Genomic DNA, 22,013 nt, shown 5'->3' with positions numbered 1-22,013 from the left:
GTGTAAGCCTTTTAAACTCGCCCTTGGGAGCTTACTCGATGACCACTAACTACGTTAAATTCATTTGATTTAGAGTGACTAAACCGAAACGAATCCGCCTTGTTATTGAACATCGAGCATAGCTCTGAGTTGGGAAGAAATTTAATCAAATTGGTATTACTTGTTTCGTCATCATTTTACTTTTTATTTGCTGGTAACTAAATACCAGAATAAAGAGCAATGACATCACCATTATAATGGTCGGCGCTGGCGCACTATCAATAAAGAAACTGAGATAAACACCAGCGACTGAGCAAGAAATTGAAATACTTACCGATAAATAAAGCATGCGGTTAAAGTGATTAGTCAGTAAAAATGCAATAGCACCAGGTGCTATGAGTAAAGAAATTACTAGGATCATACCAACGACTTTTAATGACGCTACGATAGTCAGAGATAAAGTGACCAGTAAACTGTAGTGTAAAAACTTTACCGATAAACCAATAGCTTTTGCATGTTGGTGATCAAAGACATAAACCACTAGATCTCTACCTTTAACCAAGATAAAGCCAATCACCGCGATTGATATGACTGCGGATTCGATAATATTTTGCCAACTTAGCCCTAAAAGATCACCAAATAAAATATGGTCAAGGTGCACACCCGTTTCAATTTTACTCATCATCACTAAGCCTAAGGCGAATAGGCTAGAAAATACCACACCCATTACCGTATCTTCCTTTAAGCGCGTATGATCCTTAATATAACCAGTGGCTAACGCACAAAAAATTCCGGCAATAAAGGCGCCAATGGCATAGGGAATTGCCATGATATAAGCGATAACAACCCCAGGTAAGATGGAATGAGAAATAGCGTCTCCCATTAATGACCAGCCTTTAAGTACTAAAAAGCAAGAGAGCAGGGCAGTTGGTATCGCTATCAGTATCACTAATGCGAAAGCTTGCTGCATAAAGGTAAATTGCAAAGGCTCTAATAATAATACTAACCATGCACTGGTGAATAGGGGATCAAACAAAGACATTTTTAACCTCCTTATCTTTATTATTATTGCTTAATGTCGCTTCGCTTGTGTTTAAGCTCTTTTTTTTCTTGCTGGCGAGTAAACCATATTTAGGGGCAAAAACGAAAGCTAGCAGAAAGATGCTTGCCTGTAATAACACGATAACACCGCCCGTTGCGCCATCAATGAAGTAACTTAAATAGGCACCAAAAAATGCGCTGCTAGTACCGATAGCGACACTTAGTTTAAGTACATTGGCAAAGCGGTCGCTGAGTAAATAGGCGGTTGCGCCAGGCGTAACTACCATAGCGATTACTAAAAAAGCACCGACGGTTTGTAAGGCGGCAACGGTCGATGCACTGAGTAAAGTAAAGAACAGTATTTTAAGTGCTACTGGGTTTAAGCCAATACTACGGGCATGGTGTTCGTCAAAGAATACCACCATTAAGTCCTTCCACTTTACTAATAAAATGGCCAATGAAATACCACCGATTAACACTAATTGCAGGGTATCTTGTGGGGTTATGGCTAAGATATTGCCTAGCACTATGGTTTGAATATTGACTGAGCTTGGCGAGATGGACACCATAAATAGCCCTAGGCCAAAAAAAGAGGTGAAAATCAAACCGATTATGGCATCTACTTTCAGTTTAGATTTTTGCTGCAAAAATAACATGGTGGTTGCCGCTAAACCACCGGAAAAAAACGCACCAAGAGCAAAGGGCAGCCCTAACATATAGGCACCAGCAACACCGGGTACGATAGAGTGAGAGAGTGCGTCACCTATCAGCGACCAGCCTTTTAACATTAGATACACCGATAAAAAGGCGCAAACTCCACCAATTAAGGCACTAACCAGCATAGCGGTAACCATGTAATCATAACTAAAGGGGCTAAGTAGCTCAGCAATCATTACTTAGCAACCTCACTAGCAGTATCGGCATTGCTGCTTAATTTACTGTTATCTTGTTCACCGTAAAGCACTACTGGGCGTTCATCATCTGATAAAATAGTCACTTGCCTGGCATCATCATCTTTATGCAGCGTTTCACTGGCTAAGACAAAATGGCGTAATACACCGCCAAAGGTTTTTTGCAGGTTTTCTTTAGTAAAAACCTGCTTGGTTTCACCTTGCGCCAAAATGGTTTTGTTTATGAATACTGTTCTATCGCAAAACTCAGGCACACTGCCTAAATTATGCGTTGATACCAACAATATTTTACCCTCTGCACGAAGACCTCTAAGTAAGGCCATTATTTGCTCTTCGGTCTGTACATCTATGCCAGTGAAGGGTTCATCAAGTAAAATAACCTGACTTTCTTGCGCTAGTGCCCTGGCGAGGAAAATTCGTTTTTTCTGGCCTCCAGAGAGCTCGTTGATTTGGCGGTAACGATAGTTGCTCATATTAACGCGCGCTAAGGCTTGATCGACTTGCCGGTGATCATTTTCTTTGGCTTGCCTAAACATATTCATATGACCGTAGCGACCCATCATAACCACGTCTTCAACCAATATAGGAAAATTCCAATCAATTTCTTCGCTTTGCGGCACATATGCGACTAGATTACTTTTTAATGCTTTTTTAACCGTTAGCCCTAATATTTCTACATTGCCTTGGCTAAGAGAGACAAAGCCCATAATGGCTTTGAACATGGTTGATTTACCACTGCCATTAATACCCACTAATGCAGTAATAGAGCCCAAGGGGAGGCTGAAGCTGGCATTTGATAATGCACAATGTCCATTGTTGTAGCTGACACTAATATTATTAACCTCTAAACCGTTCATTGCTGTTGTAACCCTTTGTTGATAGTCGTTAAAGTTACTTTAAGCAGATCGATATAACTGGGCACAGGACCTTGTTGATTACTTAATGAATCGACATAAAGTACGCCGCCGTAGTGTATGTTAGTAGCCCTAGCAACTTGCTGAGCAGGTTTAGCCGACACGGTACTTTCACTAAATATCGTGCTGATATTATTCGCTTTTATTTTATCTATTACTTGTCTTATTTGCTGTGGTGTACCTTGCGCATCGGCATTTATAGGCCATAAATACAGCTCTTTTAATTGATAATCTCGAGCCAAGTAACTAAAGGCGCCTTCACTGGTCACTAACCAGCGCTGCTCTACTGGAATACGGCTTAGTTGCTGCTTTATTGGCGCCAGCTCTGCTTGTAACTTGGCGGTGTAGTTTTTGGCATTTATATTATAAGTATCGGTATTTTTGGGGTCGTGTTTAACCAATGCTGCGCGGATATTGTCAATATAAATGATGGCATTGTCAGCAGACATCCAAGCGTGAGGGTTTGGTTTGCCTTTATAAGGGCCTAAACCAATGCCTAAGGGGGTGATGTTTTTACTAACTACTTCTCTAGGAATGTCAGCTAAGTTATTAAAAAATTTTTCAAACCAACGTTCTAGATTTAAACCATTGTATAGCAGTAGATCAGAATTGTGGGCTCGGCGGATATCACTCGGGGTTACCTGATAATTATGAATTTCGGCATTGGCTTTAGTCATCGACTCTACTTGAGCGACGTCACCAGCGATGTTTTTTGCTATATCGGCGATAATGGTAAAGCTGGTGAGTACTTTAAATTTTTTAATTGGTTGAGCCATTGCCATAGTTGTACTGGTTAGTAGCACAAGCAATATAAGCGGGTAAATAACGCGCGCCATATATCTATCCTTTTTAAGCAGCGTAAAGAGATAAATGGATGCTAGCAGTTAAGTACAAAGTTAGCAATGATAATGATTATCATTTGCGATGGTGGTCTTGGTCGAGTATCAAGTTAATGGAGGTGTGCTAATTTGTTCAGGGTGATTTTTAGCGATAAAATGTTCGTTGTTTTTGTGGTCTTACCCCTAATTTTTTTTTGACTTTAGTAAGCTTGGCAACTAAAACTAGTAAGGTGCTAGCTGAGCTAGTTGCTTACTAGCTTTACCGCCAAAATGTCAAATGGCATTCATCTCTATAATTTATATCAAGGAAGAAATATATGAAGAAGCAATTAAATGTACTTTCTAGAGCATTATTTACTGCATCATTAGCTTTACTCTTGTCAATAAGCACGGTCGTCAGCCATGCTAAAGAGGTTTCCTCAACATCTTTGGCTAAAGTAGAGGTTTCTCAACAGCAAGCCATTGTTAATATTAATAAGTCAACTTTTGAGCAGTTGCTCAGTTTAAAAGGCATCGGGCATACTAAGGCTCGAGCCATTATTGTTTATCGCCAGCAGTTTGGTGGTTTTAAATCCATTGATGAGCTAACTAAGGTCAGTGGTATTGGTGAAAAGACAGTGAATGTTAATAAATCGCGCTTAACTATTTAATAACCGTATTTAACCGCAGTATTTAACCGCAGTATTTAACTTCTGTCCTTAATACCGACAGTGAAAGCGTTTTATAAGTCAGCCTAGGCTGACTTTTTTATTTTCTACACTATTTAGCGCTAACTTATTAGCGGCAACAATTGATTTAGCGCAGCTTTCAGCGGCAAAGGGTTATAAAACACCAAGCTCGTTATTACTTTTAGTTATATCGAATGCGTTTGTTATATGGAAAATAATTCTCTTTGTGGCATTATAAGCTTATTAATTTTTCATAAAGTTTGTATTAGCAATGAATTTAACCCATTTAAAAAAGCTTGAAGCCGAGTCTATCCATATTTTTCGTGAGGTAGCGGCTGAATTTGATAATCCCGTGATGTTGTACTCTGTCGGTAAAGACTCGGCAGTATTACTTCATCTTGCTCGAAAAGCCTTTGCGCCGGGTAAAATTCCTTTCCCATTATTACATGTTGATACCAACTGGAAATTTAAAGAAATGATAGCCTTTCGCGATAAAATAGCGAAAGAGTATGGCTTTGAATTACTTGTGCATCAAAATCCAGAAGGCATGGCCATGGGCATGGGACCCTTTACTCACGGTAGTGCTACTCATACCGATGTAATGAAAACTCAAGGCTTAAAACAAGCACTAAACAAATACGGTTTTGATGCTGCTTTTGGTGGCGCTCGTCGCGATGAAGAGAAATCACGTGCTAAAGAGCGTGTTTACTCGTTCCGTGATGAAAATCATCGCTGGGACCCAAAAAACCAGCGTCCAGAGTTGTGGAATATCTACAATGGTAAAGTACATAAGGGCGAAAGCATCCGTGTCTTCCCGTTATCTAACTGGACTGAACTTGATATTTGGCAGTACATCTACTTAGAAAGTATTCCGATTGTGCCACTTTATTTAGCGAAAAAACGTCCTGTAGTGGAACGTGATGGCACTTTGATCATGGTTGACGATGATCGTATGCCGATTGGTGACGATGAAGAAGTTCAAATGAAGAGTGTGCGTTTTAGAACGCTAGGTTGTTACCCGTTAACGGGCGCTGTTGAGTCAACAGCGGATACCTTACCTGAAATAATTCAAGAAATGTTATTAACCAAAACCTCTGAACGCCAAGGGCGAGTGATAGATCACGATAGCGCTGGTTCGATGGAGAAGAAGAAAATGGAAGGCTATTTCTAAGTATTAAACGCTAAACCTAGCATTTACTTTATAGCACCTTTATTTAATAAACATTGATGAAAAATTTCCGAAGGAAAAACTTATGAGTCACCAATCAGACTTAATCGAAGAAGATATTCAAGCTTATTTAAAGCAACATGAAAACAAAGAGTTAGTACGTTTCTTAACCTGTGGTAGTGTCGATGATGGTAAAAGTACCTTAATTGGGCGTTTATTACATGATTCAAAGATGATTTTTGAAGATCAGCTTGCCGCCATTGAAAAAGATTCAAAAAAATCAGGTACCACCGGTGATTCCATAGATTTGGCACTATTAGTTGATGGTTTACAGTCTGAGCGTGAGCAGGGCATTACCATTGATGTTGCTTATCGTTATTTCTCCACTGATAAACGTAAGTTTATTATCGCCGACACACCAGGTCATGAGCAATATACCCGTAATATGGCAACCGGTGCGTCAACCTGTGATATCGCTATTATCTTGATTGATGCCCGTTATGGTGTGCAGGTGCAAACCCGTCGTCATTCGTTTATTTGTTCATTATTAGGTATTAAACACATTATTGTGGCCGTCAATAAAATGGACTTGGTTGACTATTCTCAGGAGCGCTATCAAGCGATTAAAAAAGAGTACCGTGAATTTACCGAGTCACTTGAATTTACGGATGTACGCTTTATCCCTATGTCAGCGTTAAATGGCGATAATGTTGTTGAAGAAAGTGAAAATATGCCTTGGTATCCAGGCGCTACTTTGATGAAACTGCTAAATACCATCGATGTTAAGACACAAGAAGAGTTCACGCAATTTCGTTACCAAGTACAACTGGTTAACCGTCCAAATCTCGACTTTCGTGGTTTTGCTGGCACTGTTGCTTCTGGTCATGTACTCGTTGGCGATACGATTGTTGCTTTGCCATCAGGTAAAGAAAGTGTGATAAAAGAAATCGTTACTTTTGATGGTAATTTAGAACGTGCGGATAAAGGTATGGCGGTTACGCTAACCCTTGAAGATGAAATTGATATCAGTCGCGGCGAAACCATTGTTAAAAAAGGGTGTTTACCTATTTCAGCAAAAGAGTTTAGTGCCACCGTGGTATGGATGCATGACAATGAACTTGAGCCGGGTCGTGAATACTATATCAAACACGGAAGTAAAATGACTACCGGTCATGCACAAAGTATTGATAGCAAGTATGACGTTAATACCATGGAAAAGTTGCCTAGCACTCAATTGGCAATTAATGACATAGGTATCGTTAACTTTGTGACCAGCGAAGCCTTACATTTTGATGCTTATGGAGACAATCGAGCTACGGGTGCGTTTATCATCATCGATAGATTAAGCAACGTCACTGTTGGCGCGGGTATGATTAATCATGCTATTGATGAGAAAACTCATGAATATTCAAGCTTTGAATTAGAGTTGAATGCATTAGTTCGCAAGCAGTTCCCACACTGGGGTGCACGCGATATTACCAAATAAGGTGATATTCACTAACCGTTTTGCTGCCTTTGGCAGCCGCACAGCTTTTGACTATATTATCCTGAGCTGAGGTTAAATAACTAGGTCGTTTTAAGCTGAATATAAATCAGTTTTAACGACCTTGTTTTTTTGAAGGATGAAATTAGATGACAATAGAGCAGTGGTTGATGATAGGCGTTTTTGTTGCCACCTTTATCAGCTTAGTTAAATACAGCCAAGTACCAGAACGCGTTTTCTCGGTGACGGTATTGTTGTGTTTAGCACTGTCGTTTGTCAGCGTTGATGACATTCTTAGCAATGCGGTCAATCCCGGTCTAGTAACGCTGGTACTACTGGTGTTATGTTCTTTCGCCTTTGAACGCACCAGTATTTTAAGGCGCTTATCCGCCGGGGTCTTTAACGGTTCTAAAGTAAAGTCTACCTTTCGCTTATTACTCGGCACTGCCTTAGCGTCAGCGATTATGAGTAATACGGCTGTGGTGGCAACACTTATCAACACAGTGAAAAAAAATAAACTGATTAATGCTGGCAAGTTATTATTACCACTTTCTTATGCCGCTATATTAGGTGGCACGTTAACCCTAGTGGGCACATCAACTAACCTTATAGTCAATAGCTTATTGATTAAGCAGGGCCATAAAGGTTTCGGTTTTTTTGATTTTACCTTAATTGGTTTATCGGCTTTTGTTTTATGTCTTTTTGTTATTTTACTGCGCAGCCGCTCTTTACCTTACTTGGTTGATGATGATTTAGCGACCAATGACTATTTACTCGAAGCCGAAGTAGCAAAGTCTTCAAGCTTAATAGGTAAAAGTATTGAAGAAAATGGTCTGAGAAATTTAGACTCGTTATTTTTAGTAGAAATAGTCCGTCAAGGACGATTAATTTCCCCCGTTTGCCCGGAAGAATGTGTACAAGCCAGCGATAAGCTTATTTTCAGTGGTGATATCTCAAAAGTGCTGACTTTACAGCAGTTCGATGGCTTGAATTTATATGCTGAGCAAGGTAATTTACTGCGAGAGAATTTGTTGCGTGATAACTTAACCGAGGTTTTGGTTAAAGCCGATTCTACCATTGCCGGAAAAACCTTAAAAAAAGCCGGTTTTCGTGCTCGCTTTGATGCCGCGGTAGTGGCTGTACGCAGAGAAGGTGGTGCTTTATCGGGAAAATTGGGTGATATAGTGCTGCAACCCGGTGATTTTTTAGTATTAGCCGTAGGGCAAGATTTTGCCACCAGGCCTAATCTGTCGAAAAATTTCTATATATTATCGGGTCATCAAGCTGATAATATGCTCAGTGGTTGGCGTGATTACACTACAGTGTGGGGCTTTATCGCCAGTATCTTAGTCTCAGTATTTACCCCGTTACCTTTATTAAGCTGCTTATTTATTTATTTAGCTTTCTTGATTTTTAGTGGCTCACTTTCAGTTAATGAGATAAAACGTCGTTTTCCTTTAGAGATTTGGATGATAGTTTTAGGGGCATTAACCTTGGCATCAGCGGTGGAAAATACCGGCATAGCCACTATGTTTGCTCAAAACATCGAGAGCTTGCTCTTTGGCCAAAGTATCTACCTTGCTTTTGTGGTTATTTTTGTCTTAACCCTAATCATGACTGAGCTAATTACTAACACAGCGGCGGCAGCGTTAGCCTTTCCTATTGCCTATAATATTGCCTTAGGACTTGGTGTTGACCCAACACCGTTTGTGATGGCTGTCGCTTTTGCTGCCAGCGGTAGTTTTATCAGTCCTTACGGATATCAAACCAATGTCATGGTGTATAATGCAGGTAATTACCAATTAAAAGACTTTGTCAGTTTTGGTTTACCCATTTCAATTATTTACACTGTTACCGTGATCCTGGTGATCCCGTTAGTTTTTCCCTTTTAAGTCATTTCAGTACATATTCATTCAGTACCGATTGATATTGTGCGGAACAAATAAAATTACCTAATATGAGTCTTTTTATGAAAACAGACAGTATGCAAACCCAAAACACCGTATGGCATGACCAACACATTAGTAAATTGCAACGCTCGGCTTTAAAGAAACAAAAGCCAGCGTTACTTTGGTATACCGGCTTAAGTGGCTCAGGTAAATCTACCGTGGCTAATGCTGTTGATGCTTTATTGTATAAATTTGCCTGTCACAGCTATTTACTTGATGGTGACAATGTCCGTCATGGTCTTAATGGTGATTTAGGTTTCAGTGATGAGGCGCGCATTGAGAATATTCGCAGGATCTCAGAAGTCGCCAAGTTATTCCTTGATGCAGGTCTGATTGTTTCAACTGCATTTATCTCACCTTTTGCCAGTGATAGAGCGTTAGCTAAAGCTAAGCTTGAAGCGGGAGAGTTTATTGAGGTGTATATCGATACGCCGATAAGTGTTTGTGAGCAGCGTGACCCTAAAGGTTTATATAAAAAAGCTCGCGCAGGGGAAATTAAAGACTTTACTGGCATAGACTCAACCTATGATGTGCCGATTGCGCCGCAAATTCATGTCAAAACGGCAGAGCAATCTATTGAGCAATGTGCAGAACAAATTGTTGGTTACTTAATTGAGCATAATTTTATTAGCGTTGATAATTTTAGCTAAAATGGAAAATCATGCCCATGCATTATGATGTTTTTAATGGTGATGCCGATGGCATCATTGCTTTATTACAAATACGTTTAGCTCAAGGTCAAGCAGAGCAAGTACCTAGTCAGTTAATTACTGGTGTTAAGCGTGATATTAATTTATTGCAACAAGTAGATAGTTCAAAAGCTACTTCAGTGACAGTGTTAGATCTTTCTTTAGAGAAAAATAACCAGGCCTTACAGAAGTTACTTACTGCACAAGTGCCGGTATTTTATGTTGATCATCATAGAACCGGTGATATCCCCCAGTCAGCCTTGCTAACTAGCATACTTGATACCGATGCCAATACCTGTACCAGTTTATTGATCAATGACTATCTAAAAGGTGCCCATGTAAACTGGGCAATAGCAGCTGCTTATGGTGATAATATGCACGCTAGTGCCAGTACTTTAGCGAAACAAGTCGGTTTATCAGAGTTACAGCAAGCACAACTTAATGAGCTAGGTACTTATATCAATTACAATGGCTACGGACAAGAGCTTAGTGATTTACATTTTCATCCGGCCGAGCTATTTACCTTATTAATTCATTATCCAGACCCTTTTGTTTTAATTGCCCAAGAGAACTCTATTTTTAGTCAATTAAAAACCGCGTATTTAGCGGATATGGAACAAGCTCAAGCAGCGAAAGTATTAACTGATAGTCATCTTGTGAAAACTATTGTTCTTGATGATGCTCCTTGGGCCAGGCGAGTTAGTGGCGTTTTTGGTAATGCGTTAGCCAATGAAGCACCGGACAAAGCCCATATTGTTATTACTCTTAATCAAGCTAAAGTAGTTGTTCAAAGTGAAATCAATGTAGAAACTGATACCAGTGCAGAAACCACTACCAGTGAAGAATGTGGGCAAAGTTATACGGTAAGTTTGCGGGCACCATTAAATAATAAGCAAGGTGCTGGTGATATTTGTGCTCAGTTCCCGACAGGTGGCGGTAGAGCCGCAGCTGCTGGCGTTAATGCTTTACCGAAAGGTCGATTAGATGAATTTATTAAACAGGTTGCCAGCTATTATCAGCATTAAAAGCAAGTACCAAGGTTAGCTACTTTTAAAAGTACCAACGTTAGAAACTGCTATGCAAGTTAAAAACTAAGCGTTAAAATAGTTATTATCAGTTTGAGCTGTTTTAATAGTTTTTATTAAGTTAATTCTACAAGCTATTTCAGTAAGCTATTTTAACAAATGAATAAAAAGAATAGGAATACCATGAGTTTATTAATCACAGGTGGTACCGGTTATATTGGTAGCCATACCGTTGTAGAGTTACTGCAAAGTACAAATGAGCAAGATATTGTTATCGTCGATAATTTATCTAACTCTTCAACTAAAGTGCTTGAGCGTATTGAAAGAATCACCAATAAAACCGTTACTTTTATTAAAGCGGATATCTGTGATGAAGACGCGCTAGAGCAAGTTTTTAATGACCACAATATTGAAGCGGTTATCCACTTTGCCGGCTATAAAGCAGTGGGCGAGTCTAATGAAATTCCACTGGCTTACTATCAAAATAATGTCTCTGGTACCTTAGTTTTATTGCAAGTGATGGCTAATCATAATGTAAAAAACTTAGTGTTTAGCTCTTCAGCGACAGTGTATGGCAATAACGTTTCTCCTTTAAATGAAACCATGGCAACCTCAGCGACTAATCCTTATGGTCAAACTAAGTTAATGGTTGAAAATATCCTCTTTGATTTAGCCAAAAGTGATAAGGCTTGGTCAATTGCTTGTTTGCGTTATTTTAATCCCATTGGTGCTCATCAATCGGGCTTAATTGGTGAAAACCCAAATGGCATCCCTAATAATTTATTACCTTATGTTGCCCAAGTGGCAGTAGGGCGTTTAGCTCAACTACAAGTTTTTGGCGATGACTATGATACCCAAGACGGAACTGGCGTGCGTGACTATATTCATGTAGTCGATTTAGCCCAAGGGCATGTAAAAGCACTAGAAAGCTTAGCTCATGATAAGGGCACGGTAATCGGTTGTCGGGCGATAAACTTAGGTACTGGCAACGGTACTTCAGTATTAGAAATAGTGAATACTTTCAAGGAAATTAGTCAGCAAGCTATTCCTTATCAAATAGTGCCGCGCAGAGCAGGCGACTTAGCCACTGTCTATGCCGATGCCTCTTTAGCCAAGGAATTATTAGGTTGGCAGGCCAAGTTGGACCTAACTGCTATGATCCAAGATATTTGGCGCTGGCAGTCTGAAAACCCTAATGGTTTTTAATCACCAATAAATAGCAACAGCTAAAGAATAAACCGCCTACCGCACCCCATAAATGTGCATCTATTGCCACGCTAGCATCAATCAAGGCAGACACCTCTTCACTGGCTCCGTAAAACTGCTCATGGGCAATTTTAAGCCAGACGCCGACAAATAAAAGGTAACCGGTCTTATCTTTATCTCGGATATCCATGATGGCGCCGAAAATGAAAATGCCGTGCAAGACACCCGATAGACCAACATATTGACCAATGTCAGGAGAAAAAAAGTATAAACCAGCACTGCAAATTAACGCCGAGCTGATAAACAGCATGCTGTAATTTTTTAGACTATAGAAATGGCCATGCAACGCCCACAACAATATTAATGCTGCCAAATTCAACAGCAGATGAATACCATTAGTGTGCAAGAAGTGGCCAGTGAAAGTGCGCCACAGCTCACCTTGGCTGATTAATTTATGCTGGTAAACTAACAAGTTACTCAGGGCATCATTAAACAAAAAAGCCACGATAGCTAAAAAGGCGACGCAGATAACTAGCAGGCTGTGCTGCTTAGAGAAAGGCAGATTTTTAAAGGTTAATGGCATGTGGTTAAAAGCTAATGGTTAATATTATTGTATATTTATCTGTTATTTATAAGATATGGATTTATATAAAACTAATAAAGTATACAATGACCGATTCATTTATTGTGTTTTATTTAAATATTCTATGTCTCGAATACTTTGTCCAAACTGTCATCGGCCTGAAAAAGCTTGTATCTGTGCTTTTACTGCGGATATCGCAAATGATATCCACCTTGTTATTTTACAACACCCTAATGAAGTATCACACACTAAAGGCACGGTTGCCTTATTAGCTAAATCACTCCGTAAATGCCAAGTACTGGTGGGTGAAAGTTTTGATGATGAGCAAGGATTTCTACAAGTTATGGCGCAGTATCAGCCAGTATTGCTCTACCCAAGTGAGCAAGCACATGTCCTTGATGAACACTTAATAACAAAATTACTTAATTATCAGCCTAACACTCAATATATGCCTGATACTCGCCATAATCATCAAGTGAGTACAGAGGATAATAGCAAGCCGCTTTGTCTGGTTATTCTCGATGCCACCTGGAAAAAAGCCTATCGTATGTTTATGTTGTCAACCAAATTACAACAATTACCGCAAGTATGCCTGCCAGATCATCTGGCGAATGCAGGACAATATCATATTCGAAAAGTAGCTAAAAAAAATGCTTTATCTAGTTTAGAAGCAAGCTGTTATGCTTTAGCCATTCTAGAGCAGGATGAACATGACTGTTTGCCGATTAGCCCTGAGCATGCAGGGAAATATCAACCGCTACTGGAAAAATTTCAACAATTCAATCAGTTCCAATTATCTTTTAGACCTGGACATAAAACCCCTTTAGAGGAAACTTGATGATTCATAGTTCATTTTTATTACGGCTTTCCACAGTAACATTGATTGTTGCTCAGCTCCTATTAAGCCAAGCGGCGCAAGCGAAACGTGAAATCCGTGAGCCTGAAGCCGCAACTGGTTTTAATCAAAAACAAGCTGTTTCTGCTAAGCAATATATGGTGGTTGCTGCTAATCCCTATGCCAGTAAAGCAGGTTTGGCAATGCTTGACAAAGGTGGCAGCGCTGTTGATGCTGCTATTGCGGCGCAGCTAGTGTTGAGCTTAGTCGAGCCACAATCCTCAGGCTTAGGTGGTGGTACCTTTATGCTGCATTGGCATAATAAAAAGCAACAATTAACCACTTATGATGGTAGAGAAACCGCGCCACAACAAGTGACCAGTGCCTTGTTTTTAACTGAGCAGGGTAAACCATTAAATTGGTCTGAAGCTGTTGTTGGTGGTAAGTCGGTTGGTGTGCCTGGTTTACTTGCCGCACTTAACAAAGCTCATCAGCAGTTTGGCGTCTTGCCATGGCAGACATTATTTCAGCCTGCTATTGAGTTAGCTGAACAAGGCTTTATTGTCTCAGCGCGTTTAGAAAAATTACTAGGGATGAATTTCAACCCGGGTATACATATTTTACCGGAAATAAAGCAGTATTTTTCGCCAAATGGTATTGGCATAAAAGCCGGTGATACTTTAAAAAACCCTAAACTCGCTAAAGTCTTACGCAGCATTGCTAAAGACGGTGTTGAGGTTTTCTATCAGGGTTGGATAGCGAAAAAAATTGTCGAAAAAGTTCAAAACTCTGCCATTTCTCCTGGACTATTAAGTCTTGATGATATGAAAAACTATCAAGCAATAGAGCGAGCAGCTGTTTGTGGACCTTATCATCAATATAAAGTTTGTGGTATGGCACCGCCAAGCTCTGGTGGTATCAGTGTTATTCAAATATTAGCGCAATTACAATCTTTTGACCTTGGACAATATCCGCCTAACTCATTACCTGCAGTGCACTTATTAACACAAAGTGCGCGCTTAGCTTTTGCTGACAGGAATAAATACATTGCCGATAGTGATTTTGTTAGCGTACCGGTTAAAGGTCTATTAGCCGCGGATTATTTAGTTAAACGCGCCGCTTTAATCGATGAAAAAACAGATATGGGCCTGGCAGTCGCAGGCAATCCACAAAATAGTTTAGTGCTTGCCAATGATAACGCAATTGAAAGACCCTCTACGACTCATTTGGTTGTTGTGGATAAGCAAGGTAATGCCATATCAATGACCAGTAGTATTGAAAATGGTTTTGGCTCAGCATTAATGGTGCAGGGCTTTATTTTAAATAACCAATTAACTGATTTTTCATTAGCACCCAAACGCGATGGAAAATGGGTAGCTAACCGTGTTGAGCCATTAAAAAGGCCGCGCAGCTCTATGGCGCCAATGATGGTCTTTAATGAAGATAATTTATTGCGTTTAGTTGTTGGTGCCCCCGGTGGCAGTCGTATTATTAATTATGTCGCGCAAACCATTGTAGGTGTTTTAGATTGGCAGCTTAATGTGCAACAAGCGATAAATTTGCCTAAGGTGACTAACCGAAATTCAGTGACCACACTTGAACTAGATACCGATATTGCCAAGTTAAAGCCAGCCCTTGAAGCTAAGGGACATAGAGTAAACGTTAGGGCGTTAAACAGTGGTTTGCACGCTATAGAAGTAACTAACAGTGGGCTTGTTGGTGGCGCAGACCCTCGCCGAGAAGGGCTAGCGTTAGGTCGTTAAGCTATCAATGAGAAAAGTGTAAAGTGAAACTTCTAATATATACCTGTCACAATTCAACGTACAGGTATATAAAGGTCAAGAAAGACTGCTAACAGGCAACAAATATAGCGGCAATTAGGCGCTCAAAAGGGCTTAATGTTGCCGTTAACCTCCCACCATAAGTTTATTAAAATAACTTTATCAAAGCTTTGGTAACACCTTACCGTGAAAAACTCTGTGTAAACGTTGCAATAATACCTTCTTGATAAAGTCAGCATATGCTTAATTTAAATTTAATAGCCATTACTTATACCAATGCCATTACTTATACCAATGCCATTAAATTATTGCCCACTTGTGTGGGATAAAATACGCCAATGCGGTGTTGCTCTCAATGCCAATAGCCAGTTATTGTTCAATGGTTCGCCTTGCTTTATTTATTTTTCCTTTGCACAACAAGGCCACAAACTTAATTAAACGGCTATTAAGTATCACTTTTGGTGTGATTTTTGCTTAACTCTATTTATAAGTTATGTCCCTTTTTACCGACAAAAAACTGACTAAAGATTAGATATTTGTTGGCAGGAGAAAAATAGTAATGGCGAGAAGTATTCAGCATGCCACGCAAATTTTATGTTTTTTTATGGCTATCTGGCATGGTAATAGTCATGCACTTGAGAGTTCGGTGCAATTACATAAAGTCGATCAAGATAAAAGCTTTGGTTATAGCCTTTCAATTGGCGATGAATTTTTTAAGCAAAAAGCCTTTAATTGGCAGGTAAGTTATAACCGCTTTGAAAATGTCGAGATTTCAGATTTGGATAAAATTAGTGTCGTATGGGATAGTGCAGGCTTTGATTTTACTATTCAAACCATAGATCTCTCACTAGGCTATCGTTATTACCCTAGATCTTACGACAAATTTATAAAGACTCTGATGGTTGAGTTCCAGTTAGGGGCATCGGTTAACTTGAGCGAACATAAACTCATTCCTCTCGATCCTAAGGCTGATGAGAGGTACTTTGCTGAGCAAGGTGATATCAATCCAGTGTTATCTATTTCTCTACAAAAAAGTTTTACTAAAAACTCTGCTATGCATATCGGGTTTAAACATTACCCCAGTTACTCTGACTTCGGCAGTATCAGCACCTTATTTATTGGCTTTAATTATCGCTTTGGTCGCCAGATTGGCTATTAGCTAGCTATTTCTTGGCTGTTAGTTACTAGTGATATTAAAACTTTAATTATTCAAGTTTTTGCTAAATATGCCGATATCCTATGATATCTGTAACAGCTTTTTTTACAGCTAAACTTACAACTATAATCCTTTCATCCCTAGTAACTTTACTAGGGTTAATTGATCTAATTATCTGGAACTGCCCCAGATACAACTTTCTTTGGAGAAGCGTGTGTTGAAGTATAAAATACGTTGCTTTAAATTTTTAAGCATAGCTTTACTTGTCTTCAGTAGTAGTGTTTTTGCCATTGATACCGATGGTGATGGCTATGATGATTCCGTTGATTTATTTCCGGCTGACCCCCTTGAATGGATTGATACCGATCTTGATGGTATTGGTAATAATAGCGATCCTGATATTGATGGTGATGGCCTTCTTAATGGTACTGACGGTGGCCTCGACAATAACGATGATGGCGATCTTGCTATTAATCTTTATGATCCCCTGCCTAGAGACCCTAGCGAATGGCTCGATACCGACAACGATGGCTTAGGTAATAATACAGACACCGATGATGATAATGATGGGGTACCCGATTTACTGGATGTTTTCCCGCTAAATCCGTTAGAAAGTTTAGATACTGATCTTGATGGTATCGGTAATAATGCCGATAGTGATGATGATGGTGACGGTGTGCTTGATGTTTACGACCAATTTCCCTTAGACCCATTAGAAACTATAGATACCGATCTTGATGGTATTGGTAATAACGCAGATATTGATGACGATGGTGATGGCGTAAATGATGGTGATGATGCCTTTCCATTAGATTTTAATGTTAATGCCGATCTTGATGGTGATGGTGTAGGTGATGCGCAAGATCCTGATATTGATGGTGATGGCTTTGTAAACACCCTTGATGTATTTCGGTATGATCCTAGTGAGTGGTATGACACCGATGGTGATGGTGTCGGTAATAATACCGATACAGATGATGATGGTGATGGCGTATTAGACATCTTTGACGATATGCCCCTTGATCCATTAGAAACGCTAGATACCGACAATGATGGCATAGGTAATAACGCCGATGATGATGATGATGGCGATGGTGTCCAGGATAGTATTGATGTATTCCCATTAAATTCACTTGAACATTTAGATTTCGATAATGATGGTATTGGTGATAATAGCGATACTGATATTGATGGCGATGGCGCATTAAATACCGATGATGCATTTCCTTTTCTTGCCAGTGAGCAAAAAGATACTGATGGCGATGGCTTAGGCGATAAAAGTGATAGTGATATTGATGGTGATGGCGTAACTAATGGTCCATTTACAACGGGCAACTACAATGATCCATCAGACACTGTCTTTACGGGTAATGATGATTTTCCTTTTGATGCCGGTGAGTATGTAGATACTGATGGCGATGGCATTGGTAATAATGCCGATGATGATGATGATAATGATGGCGAACCAGATGTAAGTGATGTATTTCCCTTAGATAGTGCCGTACAAAAGGATCTAGATGGGGATGGCATTGGAGATAGACGCGATTCTGATATTGATGGTGATGGCGTAACTAATGGAAATTTTTCTTCAGGTAATTACAATGATCTTCTAGACCCAGTTTATAGTGGCAACGATGCTTTTCCATTTCAAATGTTAGCAACAACAGATACCGATGGTGATGGCATTCCCAATGTGGATGATGATGATGATGATACTCATGCTACTACAGGTATTGGGGATGGTATTTTAGACTGTACAGGAACTAATTTCCCTTGTGATCTTTTTCCATTAAATCCTTTAGAGTGGCAAGATACCGATGGTGATGGCGTGGGTAATAATGCCGATCCTGATGATGATAATGACGGCATTGTTGATGGCAGCGATGCTTTTCCTTTAGATCCAAGTGAATGGCTTAATACTGATGCGAATCATCCAACTAATAGTGACTTAATTGGTAATAATGCCGACACTGATGATGATGGAGATGGAGTTTTAGATTGCACAGGAAATGGTTTACCTTGTGATGCCTACCCACTCAATGCTAACGAGCAATATGATAGCGACGGTGATGGTGTTGGTGACAATGCGGACAGTGATGATGATAACGATGGTTTCACCGATGTAATCGATGCTTTTGATAACGACCCACTAGAATGGTTTGATACCGATAATGACGGCATAGGTAATAATGCTGATACCGATGATGATGGCGATGGCCGTGCAGATAGCATAGATTTGTTTCCACTTGATGCAACCGAGTGGCTTGATGCCGATAATGATGGCATAGGTGACAATGCGGATAGTGATGATGACAATGATGGCATTAGAGATATAGATGATGATTTCCCTAATAATCCCGTTGAAGGTACAGACACTGACGGTGATGGCTTAGGTAATGTTTTTGACAGTGATGATGATAATGATGGCTATCTAGATTTTGAAGACCAGTTGCCATTGGACCCCACTGAGCATATTGATACCGATGGTGATCTTATTGGTAACAATGCAGATCTTGATGATGATGGCGATGGTATGAGTGATGAGTTTGAGCTATTGCATAACTTTGATCCACTTAATGGCGACGATGCCTTATTAGATACCGATTTTGATGGTGTTACCAACGGCGCAGAAGCGTTAGCGGGCACACATCCTTTATTGGATGATTATGCGCCTATTATTACGCCACCACAGGCAGTACATATTAATGCCGACCATACCTTTACCAAACTAAATTTACAGCGATTAATCTTTTTGACTAATATTTCAGTGCAAGATGGACTAGATGGTGCAAGCTGTTGTGGTTTAACTGCACTAGGATTTGAAACCGGTGCTAAAAATGTTAGCTCGGGTTTATTGTCTGTTCTTTGGCGAGCAGTCGATAACGCCGGTAATATTGCCACTGTTGAGCAAACCGTAAATATTCATCCCCTAGTGAATTTTTCAGCTTCGCAGATAGTTGCTGAGGGTGGTGTTGCTCGTGTTGAGGTGATTTTATCGGGTGAAGCGCCAGTATATCCGGTGACTTTACCAATAAGCATTACCGGCAGTGTCGATAATGCTGATTATAACCTTGTTGATAACAAAATAGTGATAACACAGGGCACTGCTGGTTTTATTGATATTAATCTCAATAATGATTTTCAACTCGAAGGTGATGAAGAGTTGATTGTTAGCTTTGAACAAGGTGTTAATGCTGGCGTGCATGCCAAGCATATTATTACCGTGACCGAAGCTAATGTTGCTCCTAATATTAATGTCACCGTTTGGCAGAAGGGCATACAAGTGCCGAGCATTGCAAAAAACGATGGTGAAGTGACAGTGGTTTTAACCATTAGCGACTCGAATAGCCAAGATAGTCACCAAATTGATTGGCAAATACCGGACTACTTAAATGCAGTACTTAGCAGTGATGAATTACAGTTCGTCTTTCCAGCCGATAGCGTGAGCTTACCTGAAACGAATCAAAGTCTGATTAGTCTTTTGGTAACGGTAACTGATAGCGGTAATAGCACTAATAGTGGTAGTGCTGAGTTGTCACAAACTAAACATATTTTTATGCCGTTATTTGCTAGCCAGAAAATATTAGGTAATTTAGATAGTGATAGAGACGGTGTCAGTGATCTTGATGAGGGCTTTAGCGATGATGATAATGATGGCTTACCCGCTTATATGGATAATTCAACCATTCCTTACTTACAGCCACTGCATATTAATGCTGCGGTAGTTAAGTTGGCAGAAACTGAACCTGGCTTGCAATTAAGGTTAGGTAAATTTGCATTGCTGCAAAACTCTGATGGTCTACTGCTTTCACAACAGGAGATTTTAGCGACTGGTTTGGTTGAACAAGACAATTTAGCCAATACCATGGGCTATTTTGATTTTGAAATACACAATATTATGCCTTTTGGTCGTTCAGTGGCCATAGTTTTACCCCTTGGCGATGCAATAGTTGAATACTCTGTTTATCGTAAAATTAATGGTGAGCAGCAGTGGGTAGATTTTGTTGAAGACAGTAATAACGTTATCGCCACCAGTGCTACCATTAATGGTGTTTGCCCAGCGCCTCATAGCGATCTTTATCAAGTTGGCTTGAATGTCGGCGATACTTGCTTAAAGTTACTGATTGAAGATGGTGGCGCCAATGATGCTGATGGTATTGCTAATGGCGTGATTGATGACCCTGGTGGTATCGCGGTGGTTGACAATAACACCATTTCACTTGATGTAATCCCGACAAAATCGAGTAGTGGCAGCTTGTCCTTCTTAGCATTAGTATCACTGTTGTTATTGCTCTATCGACGCAAATTTCGCTAGCTAATTAAGCGAAATCTAAGCATGATTTAAGTGACACTTTAGCGAGAAATAAGCGACTCTTAAGCAGCTCTTAAATGAAAGGTAAGGGCTAATTAATTAAGTAAGGCTCTCTTTATGAGGGCTTTTTTTATTTATGGCTATGACCCTTCCTTACTTAGTTAGCCAGATAAACGTACAACTTATGTCCATCAGATAAAGTTACCACACAAGGAAATAGTGCTTAATTTCGCTTAATTTAACGGAGTTTGTCGATAAATCATATTTTTGGTTGAATCCTTGCCATATTCTTGCTCAAATGACGCCCCATAGTCATAAATAATTAACATAGGTTAATTAACTTGCATGTTTAGCGCAATTTATCGAATAAATTGTCAACAAGGGTGTAATTATTAACCGAGAAAATAAGCAACAGCCATCTAAATGAAATATTCCCGCGTTTTTATTAATAGCTTAGCGTATGAGCTGGCCCCTGAAGTGGTAACCAGTGCAGAGCTTGAATATCGTTTGACCCCATTATATCAAAAATTTCGTATTCCCATGGGGCAGCTCGCTGCTTTAACCGGAATTGAAGAGCGCCGTTGGTGGCCAAAAGATCATGTTCTTTCCGATGGTGCTATTGTTGCCGCGCAAAGAGTAATGCATGAAACTGGCATTGCTGCCGCTGATTTAGGTGCCGTGGTTTATACCGGCGTTTGTCGCGATCAGCACGAACCAGCTACGGCTTGTCGAATCGCAGCAAAACTTGGTGTGTTAAAAAACACGGCAATTTACGATATCAGTAATGCATGTTTAGGTGTACTTTCGGGTATTTTAGATATTGCTAATCGCATTGAGCTTGGTCAAATTAAAGCAGGTCTGGTGGTTTCATGTGAATCGGCACGTCATATTGTTGATGTGACTATTGATGATATGCTTGCCGAGCCAACCATGCAAAATTATGCCCAATCTTTAGCAACTTTAACCGGGGGCTCAGGTGCTGTAGCGGTACTACTTACCGATGGTAGTTTCAATCTAGCTACCGACCGTAATCATCAATTATTAGGTGCCAGTCACTTATCGGCACCCGAACATAACAATTTATGTCAATGGGGCTTAAAAGAAGTCGGCCCGCAATTATTTCGTGAATTTATGCGCACTGATGCAGTAACTTTACTTAAAGAAGGTGTTGCGCTGGCTAAAGATACCTGGGAGCACTTTTTAGACCAACGTCAATGGGATATTGAGCAAGTTGATAAAGTAATTTGTCATCAAGTTGGCGCTGCTAATCAAAAGAAAGTGTTAACCGCTTTAAACATTCCGGTAGCAAAAGAATTCCCTACTTTTAAACTGCTAGGCAATATGGGTACCGTTTCTTTACCTGTTACTGCTGCTATGGCTCATGATCAAGGCTTCTTACAAAAAGGTGATAATGTCAGCTTTTTAGGCATAGGTAGTGGCTTAAATTGTATGATGTTGGGGCTTAAGTGGTAAA

General features: G+C 39.9%; 17 protein-coding genes. 12 read left to right on the top strand and 5 right to left on the bottom strand.

Translation table 11 applies throughout. From position 1 onward, the window contains the following. Nucleotides 1–145 precede the first annotated feature (145 nt). Genes HRT55_RS11585 through HRT55_RS11570 form a run of 4 tightly spaced genes read right to left on the bottom strand, consistent with a single transcriptional unit; the run spans nucleotide 146 to nucleotide 3,681 of the window. A complete protein-coding gene (locus HRT55_RS11585) occupies nucleotides 146–1,021 on the bottom strand; it encodes a metal ABC transporter permease (RefSeq protein ID WP_291621436.1) in 876 nt (291 codons plus the stop codon). Continuing rightward, nucleotides 1,008–1,913 carry a metal ABC transporter permease gene (locus tag HRT55_RS11580; protein ID WP_291621435.1) on the bottom strand — a complete coding sequence of 302 codons (906 nt, stop codon included), beginning with the start codon at nucleotides 1,911–1,913 and terminating at the stop codon, nucleotides 1,008–1,010. The genes HRT55_RS11585 and HRT55_RS11580 overlap by 14 nt, the downstream gene beginning before the upstream one ends. Continuing rightward, nucleotides 1,913–2,788, bottom strand: a complete 876-nt coding sequence (locus HRT55_RS11575) for a manganese/iron ABC transporter ATP-binding protein (RefSeq protein ID WP_291621433.1) — start codon at nucleotides 2,786–2,788, stop codon at nucleotides 1,913–1,915. The genes HRT55_RS11580 and HRT55_RS11575 overlap by 1 nt, the downstream gene beginning before the upstream one ends. Beyond that, nucleotides 2,785–3,681: a metal ABC transporter substrate-binding protein gene (locus tag HRT55_RS11570; RefSeq protein WP_367241212.1), complete on the bottom strand. Its 897-nt coding sequence runs from the start codon at nucleotides 3,679–3,681 to the stop codon at nucleotides 2,785–2,787. Before HRT55_RS11570 ends, HRT55_RS11575 begins: the two co-directional genes overlap by 4 nt. A 320-nt stretch (nucleotides 3,682–4,001) precedes the next feature. Here HRT55_RS11570 and HRT55_RS11565 point away from each other — a divergent pair, with 320 nt between their 5' ends. From HRT55_RS11565 to galE, 7 genes are all read left to right on the top strand, one after another. Beyond that, the gene (locus tag HRT55_RS11565; RefSeq protein WP_291621432.1) at nucleotides 4,002–4,334 is read left to right on the top strand and encodes a ComEA family DNA-binding protein; all 333 of its coding nucleotides are present in this window, start codon (nucleotides 4,002–4,004) and stop codon (nucleotides 4,332–4,334) included. A gap of 289 nt (nucleotides 4,335–4,623) precedes the next feature. Beyond that, complete coding sequence (gene cysD, locus HRT55_RS11560) at nucleotides 4,624–5,523, top strand: sulfate adenylyltransferase subunit CysD (RefSeq protein ID WP_291621431.1); 900 nt, start codon at nucleotides 4,624–4,626, stop codon at nucleotides 5,521–5,523. 82 nt (nucleotides 5,524–5,605) lie between these two features. Continuing rightward, entirely contained in the window at nucleotides 5,606–7,006 is a 1,401-nt protein-coding gene (cysN, locus tag HRT55_RS11555; protein WP_291621429.1) for a sulfate adenylyltransferase subunit CysN, read from the top strand. 146 nt (nucleotides 7,007–7,152) lie between these two features. Then, on the top strand, nucleotides 7,153–8,895 hold the full coding sequence (locus HRT55_RS11550; RefSeq protein ID WP_291621427.1) for an SLC13 family permease: 1,743 nt from the start codon (nucleotides 7,153–7,155) through the stop codon (nucleotides 8,893–8,895). A 77-nt stretch (nucleotides 8,896–8,972) separates the two neighbouring features. Beyond that, entirely contained in the window at nucleotides 8,973–9,602 is a 630-nt protein-coding gene (cysC, locus tag HRT55_RS11545; protein WP_291621426.1) for an adenylyl-sulfate kinase, read from the top strand. Nucleotides 9,603–9,619: 17 nt separating this feature from the next. Further along, nucleotides 9,620–10,666 (top strand): DHH family phosphoesterase, encoded by a 1,047-nt coding sequence (locus HRT55_RS11540; RefSeq protein ID WP_291621842.1) that lies wholly within the window; start codon nucleotides 9,620–9,622, stop codon nucleotides 10,664–10,666. Between the two features lie 183 nt (nucleotides 10,667–10,849). Further along, nucleotides 10,850–11,872, top strand: a complete 1,023-nt coding sequence (galE, locus tag HRT55_RS11535) for a UDP-glucose 4-epimerase GalE (protein ID WP_291621424.1) — start codon at nucleotides 10,850–10,852, stop codon at nucleotides 11,870–11,872. On the opposite strand, the gene rrtA is transcribed toward galE, so the two are convergent. Next, nucleotides 11,859–12,455 (bottom strand): rhombosortase, encoded by a 597-nt coding sequence (gene rrtA, locus HRT55_RS11530; protein WP_291621422.1) that lies wholly within the window; start codon nucleotides 12,453–12,455, stop codon nucleotides 11,859–11,861. The genes galE and rrtA overlap by 14 nt on opposite strands. A 124-nt stretch (nucleotides 12,456–12,579) precedes the next feature. On the opposite strand from rrtA, the gene HRT55_RS11525 reads away from it, so the two are divergent. The 5 genes from HRT55_RS11525 (at nucleotide 12,580) to HRT55_RS11505 (ending at nucleotide 22,012) form a co-directional block, all read left to right on the top strand. Beyond that, on the top strand, nucleotides 12,580–13,293 hold the full coding sequence (locus HRT55_RS11525; RefSeq protein WP_291621420.1) for a tRNA-uridine aminocarboxypropyltransferase: 714 nt from the start codon (nucleotides 12,580–12,582) through the stop codon (nucleotides 13,291–13,293). Then, complete coding sequence (gene ggt / locus HRT55_RS11520; protein ID WP_291621418.1) at nucleotides 13,293–15,053, top strand: gamma-glutamyltransferase; 1,761 nt, start codon at nucleotides 13,293–13,295, stop codon at nucleotides 15,051–15,053. The genes HRT55_RS11525 and ggt overlap by 1 nt, the downstream gene beginning before the upstream one ends. A 577-nt stretch (nucleotides 15,054–15,630) precedes the next feature. Further along, nucleotides 15,631–16,230 (top strand): hypothetical protein, encoded by a 600-nt coding sequence (locus HRT55_RS11515; protein WP_291621416.1) that lies wholly within the window; start codon nucleotides 15,631–15,633, stop codon nucleotides 16,228–16,230. 211 nt (nucleotides 16,231–16,441) lie between these two features. Beyond that, nucleotides 16,442–20,542 carry a thrombospondin type 3 repeat-containing protein gene (locus tag HRT55_RS11510; protein ID WP_291621414.1) on the top strand — a complete coding sequence of 1,367 codons (4,101 nt, stop codon included), beginning with the start codon at nucleotides 16,442–16,444 and terminating at the stop codon, nucleotides 20,540–20,542. A 420-nt stretch (nucleotides 20,543–20,962) separates the two neighbouring features. Beyond that, on the top strand, nucleotides 20,963–22,012 hold the full coding sequence (locus HRT55_RS11505) for a 3-oxoacyl-ACP synthase III (protein ID WP_291616057.1): 1,050 nt from the start codon (nucleotides 20,963–20,965) through the stop codon (nucleotides 22,010–22,012). Nucleotide 22,013: the final 1 nt, after the last annotated feature.

Origin of the sequence: Colwellia sp. (genome assembly GCF_013214175.1) — a bacterium.
Classification (GTDB): domain Bacteria; phylum Pseudomonadota; class Gammaproteobacteria; order Enterobacterales; family Alteromonadaceae; genus Colwellia.
This window is presented reverse-complemented; position numbering and strand designations above follow the sequence as displayed.

Excerpts from the sequence above, each read along its gene's own strand:
- HRT55_RS11585 (WP_291621436.1), bottom strand. The coding sequence starts at position 1,021 with ATGTCTTTGTTTGATCCCCTATTCACCAGTGCATGGTTAGTATTATTA.
- HRT55_RS11580 (WP_291621435.1), bottom strand. The coding sequence starts at position 1,913 with ATGATTGCTGAGCTACTTAGCCCCTTTAGTTATGATTACATGGTTACC.
- HRT55_RS11575 (WP_291621433.1), bottom strand. The coding sequence starts at position 2,788 with ATGAACGGTTTAGAGGTTAATAATATTAGTGTCAGCTACAACAATGGA.
- HRT55_RS11570 (WP_367241212.1), bottom strand. The coding sequence starts at position 3,681 with ATGGCGCGCGTTATTTACCCGCTTATATTGCTTGTGCTACTAACCAGT.
- HRT55_RS11565 (WP_291621432.1), top strand. The coding sequence starts at position 4,002 with ATGAAGAAGCAATTAAATGTACTTTCTAGAGCATTATTTACTGCATCA.
- cysD (WP_291621431.1), top strand. The coding sequence starts at position 4,624 with ATGAATTTAACCCATTTAAAAAAGCTTGAAGCCGAGTCTATCCATATT.
- cysN (WP_291621429.1), top strand. The coding sequence starts at position 5,606 with ATGAGTCACCAATCAGACTTAATCGAAGAAGATATTCAAGCTTATTTA.
- HRT55_RS11550 (WP_291621427.1), top strand. The coding sequence starts at position 7,153 with ATGACAATAGAGCAGTGGTTGATGATAGGCGTTTTTGTTGCCACCTTT.
- cysC (WP_291621426.1), top strand. The coding sequence starts at position 8,973 with ATGAAAACAGACAGTATGCAAACCCAAAACACCGTATGGCATGACCAA.
- HRT55_RS11540 (WP_291621842.1), top strand. The coding sequence starts at position 9,620 with ATGCATTATGATGTTTTTAATGGTGATGCCGATGGCATCATTGCTTTA.
- galE (WP_291621424.1), top strand. The coding sequence starts at position 10,850 with ATGAGTTTATTAATCACAGGTGGTACCGGTTATATTGGTAGCCATACC.
- rrtA (WP_291621422.1), bottom strand. The coding sequence starts at position 12,455 with ATGCCATTAACCTTTAAAAATCTGCCTTTCTCTAAGCAGCACAGCCTG.
- HRT55_RS11525 (WP_291621420.1), top strand. The coding sequence starts at position 12,580 with ATGTCTCGAATACTTTGTCCAAACTGTCATCGGCCTGAAAAAGCTTGT.
- ggt (WP_291621418.1), top strand. The coding sequence starts at position 13,293 with ATGATTCATAGTTCATTTTTATTACGGCTTTCCACAGTAACATTGATT.
- HRT55_RS11515 (WP_291621416.1), top strand. The coding sequence starts at position 15,631 with ATGGCGAGAAGTATTCAGCATGCCACGCAAATTTTATGTTTTTTTATG.
- HRT55_RS11505 (WP_291616057.1), top strand. The coding sequence starts at position 20,963 with ATGAAATATTCCCGCGTTTTTATTAATAGCTTAGCGTATGAGCTGGCC.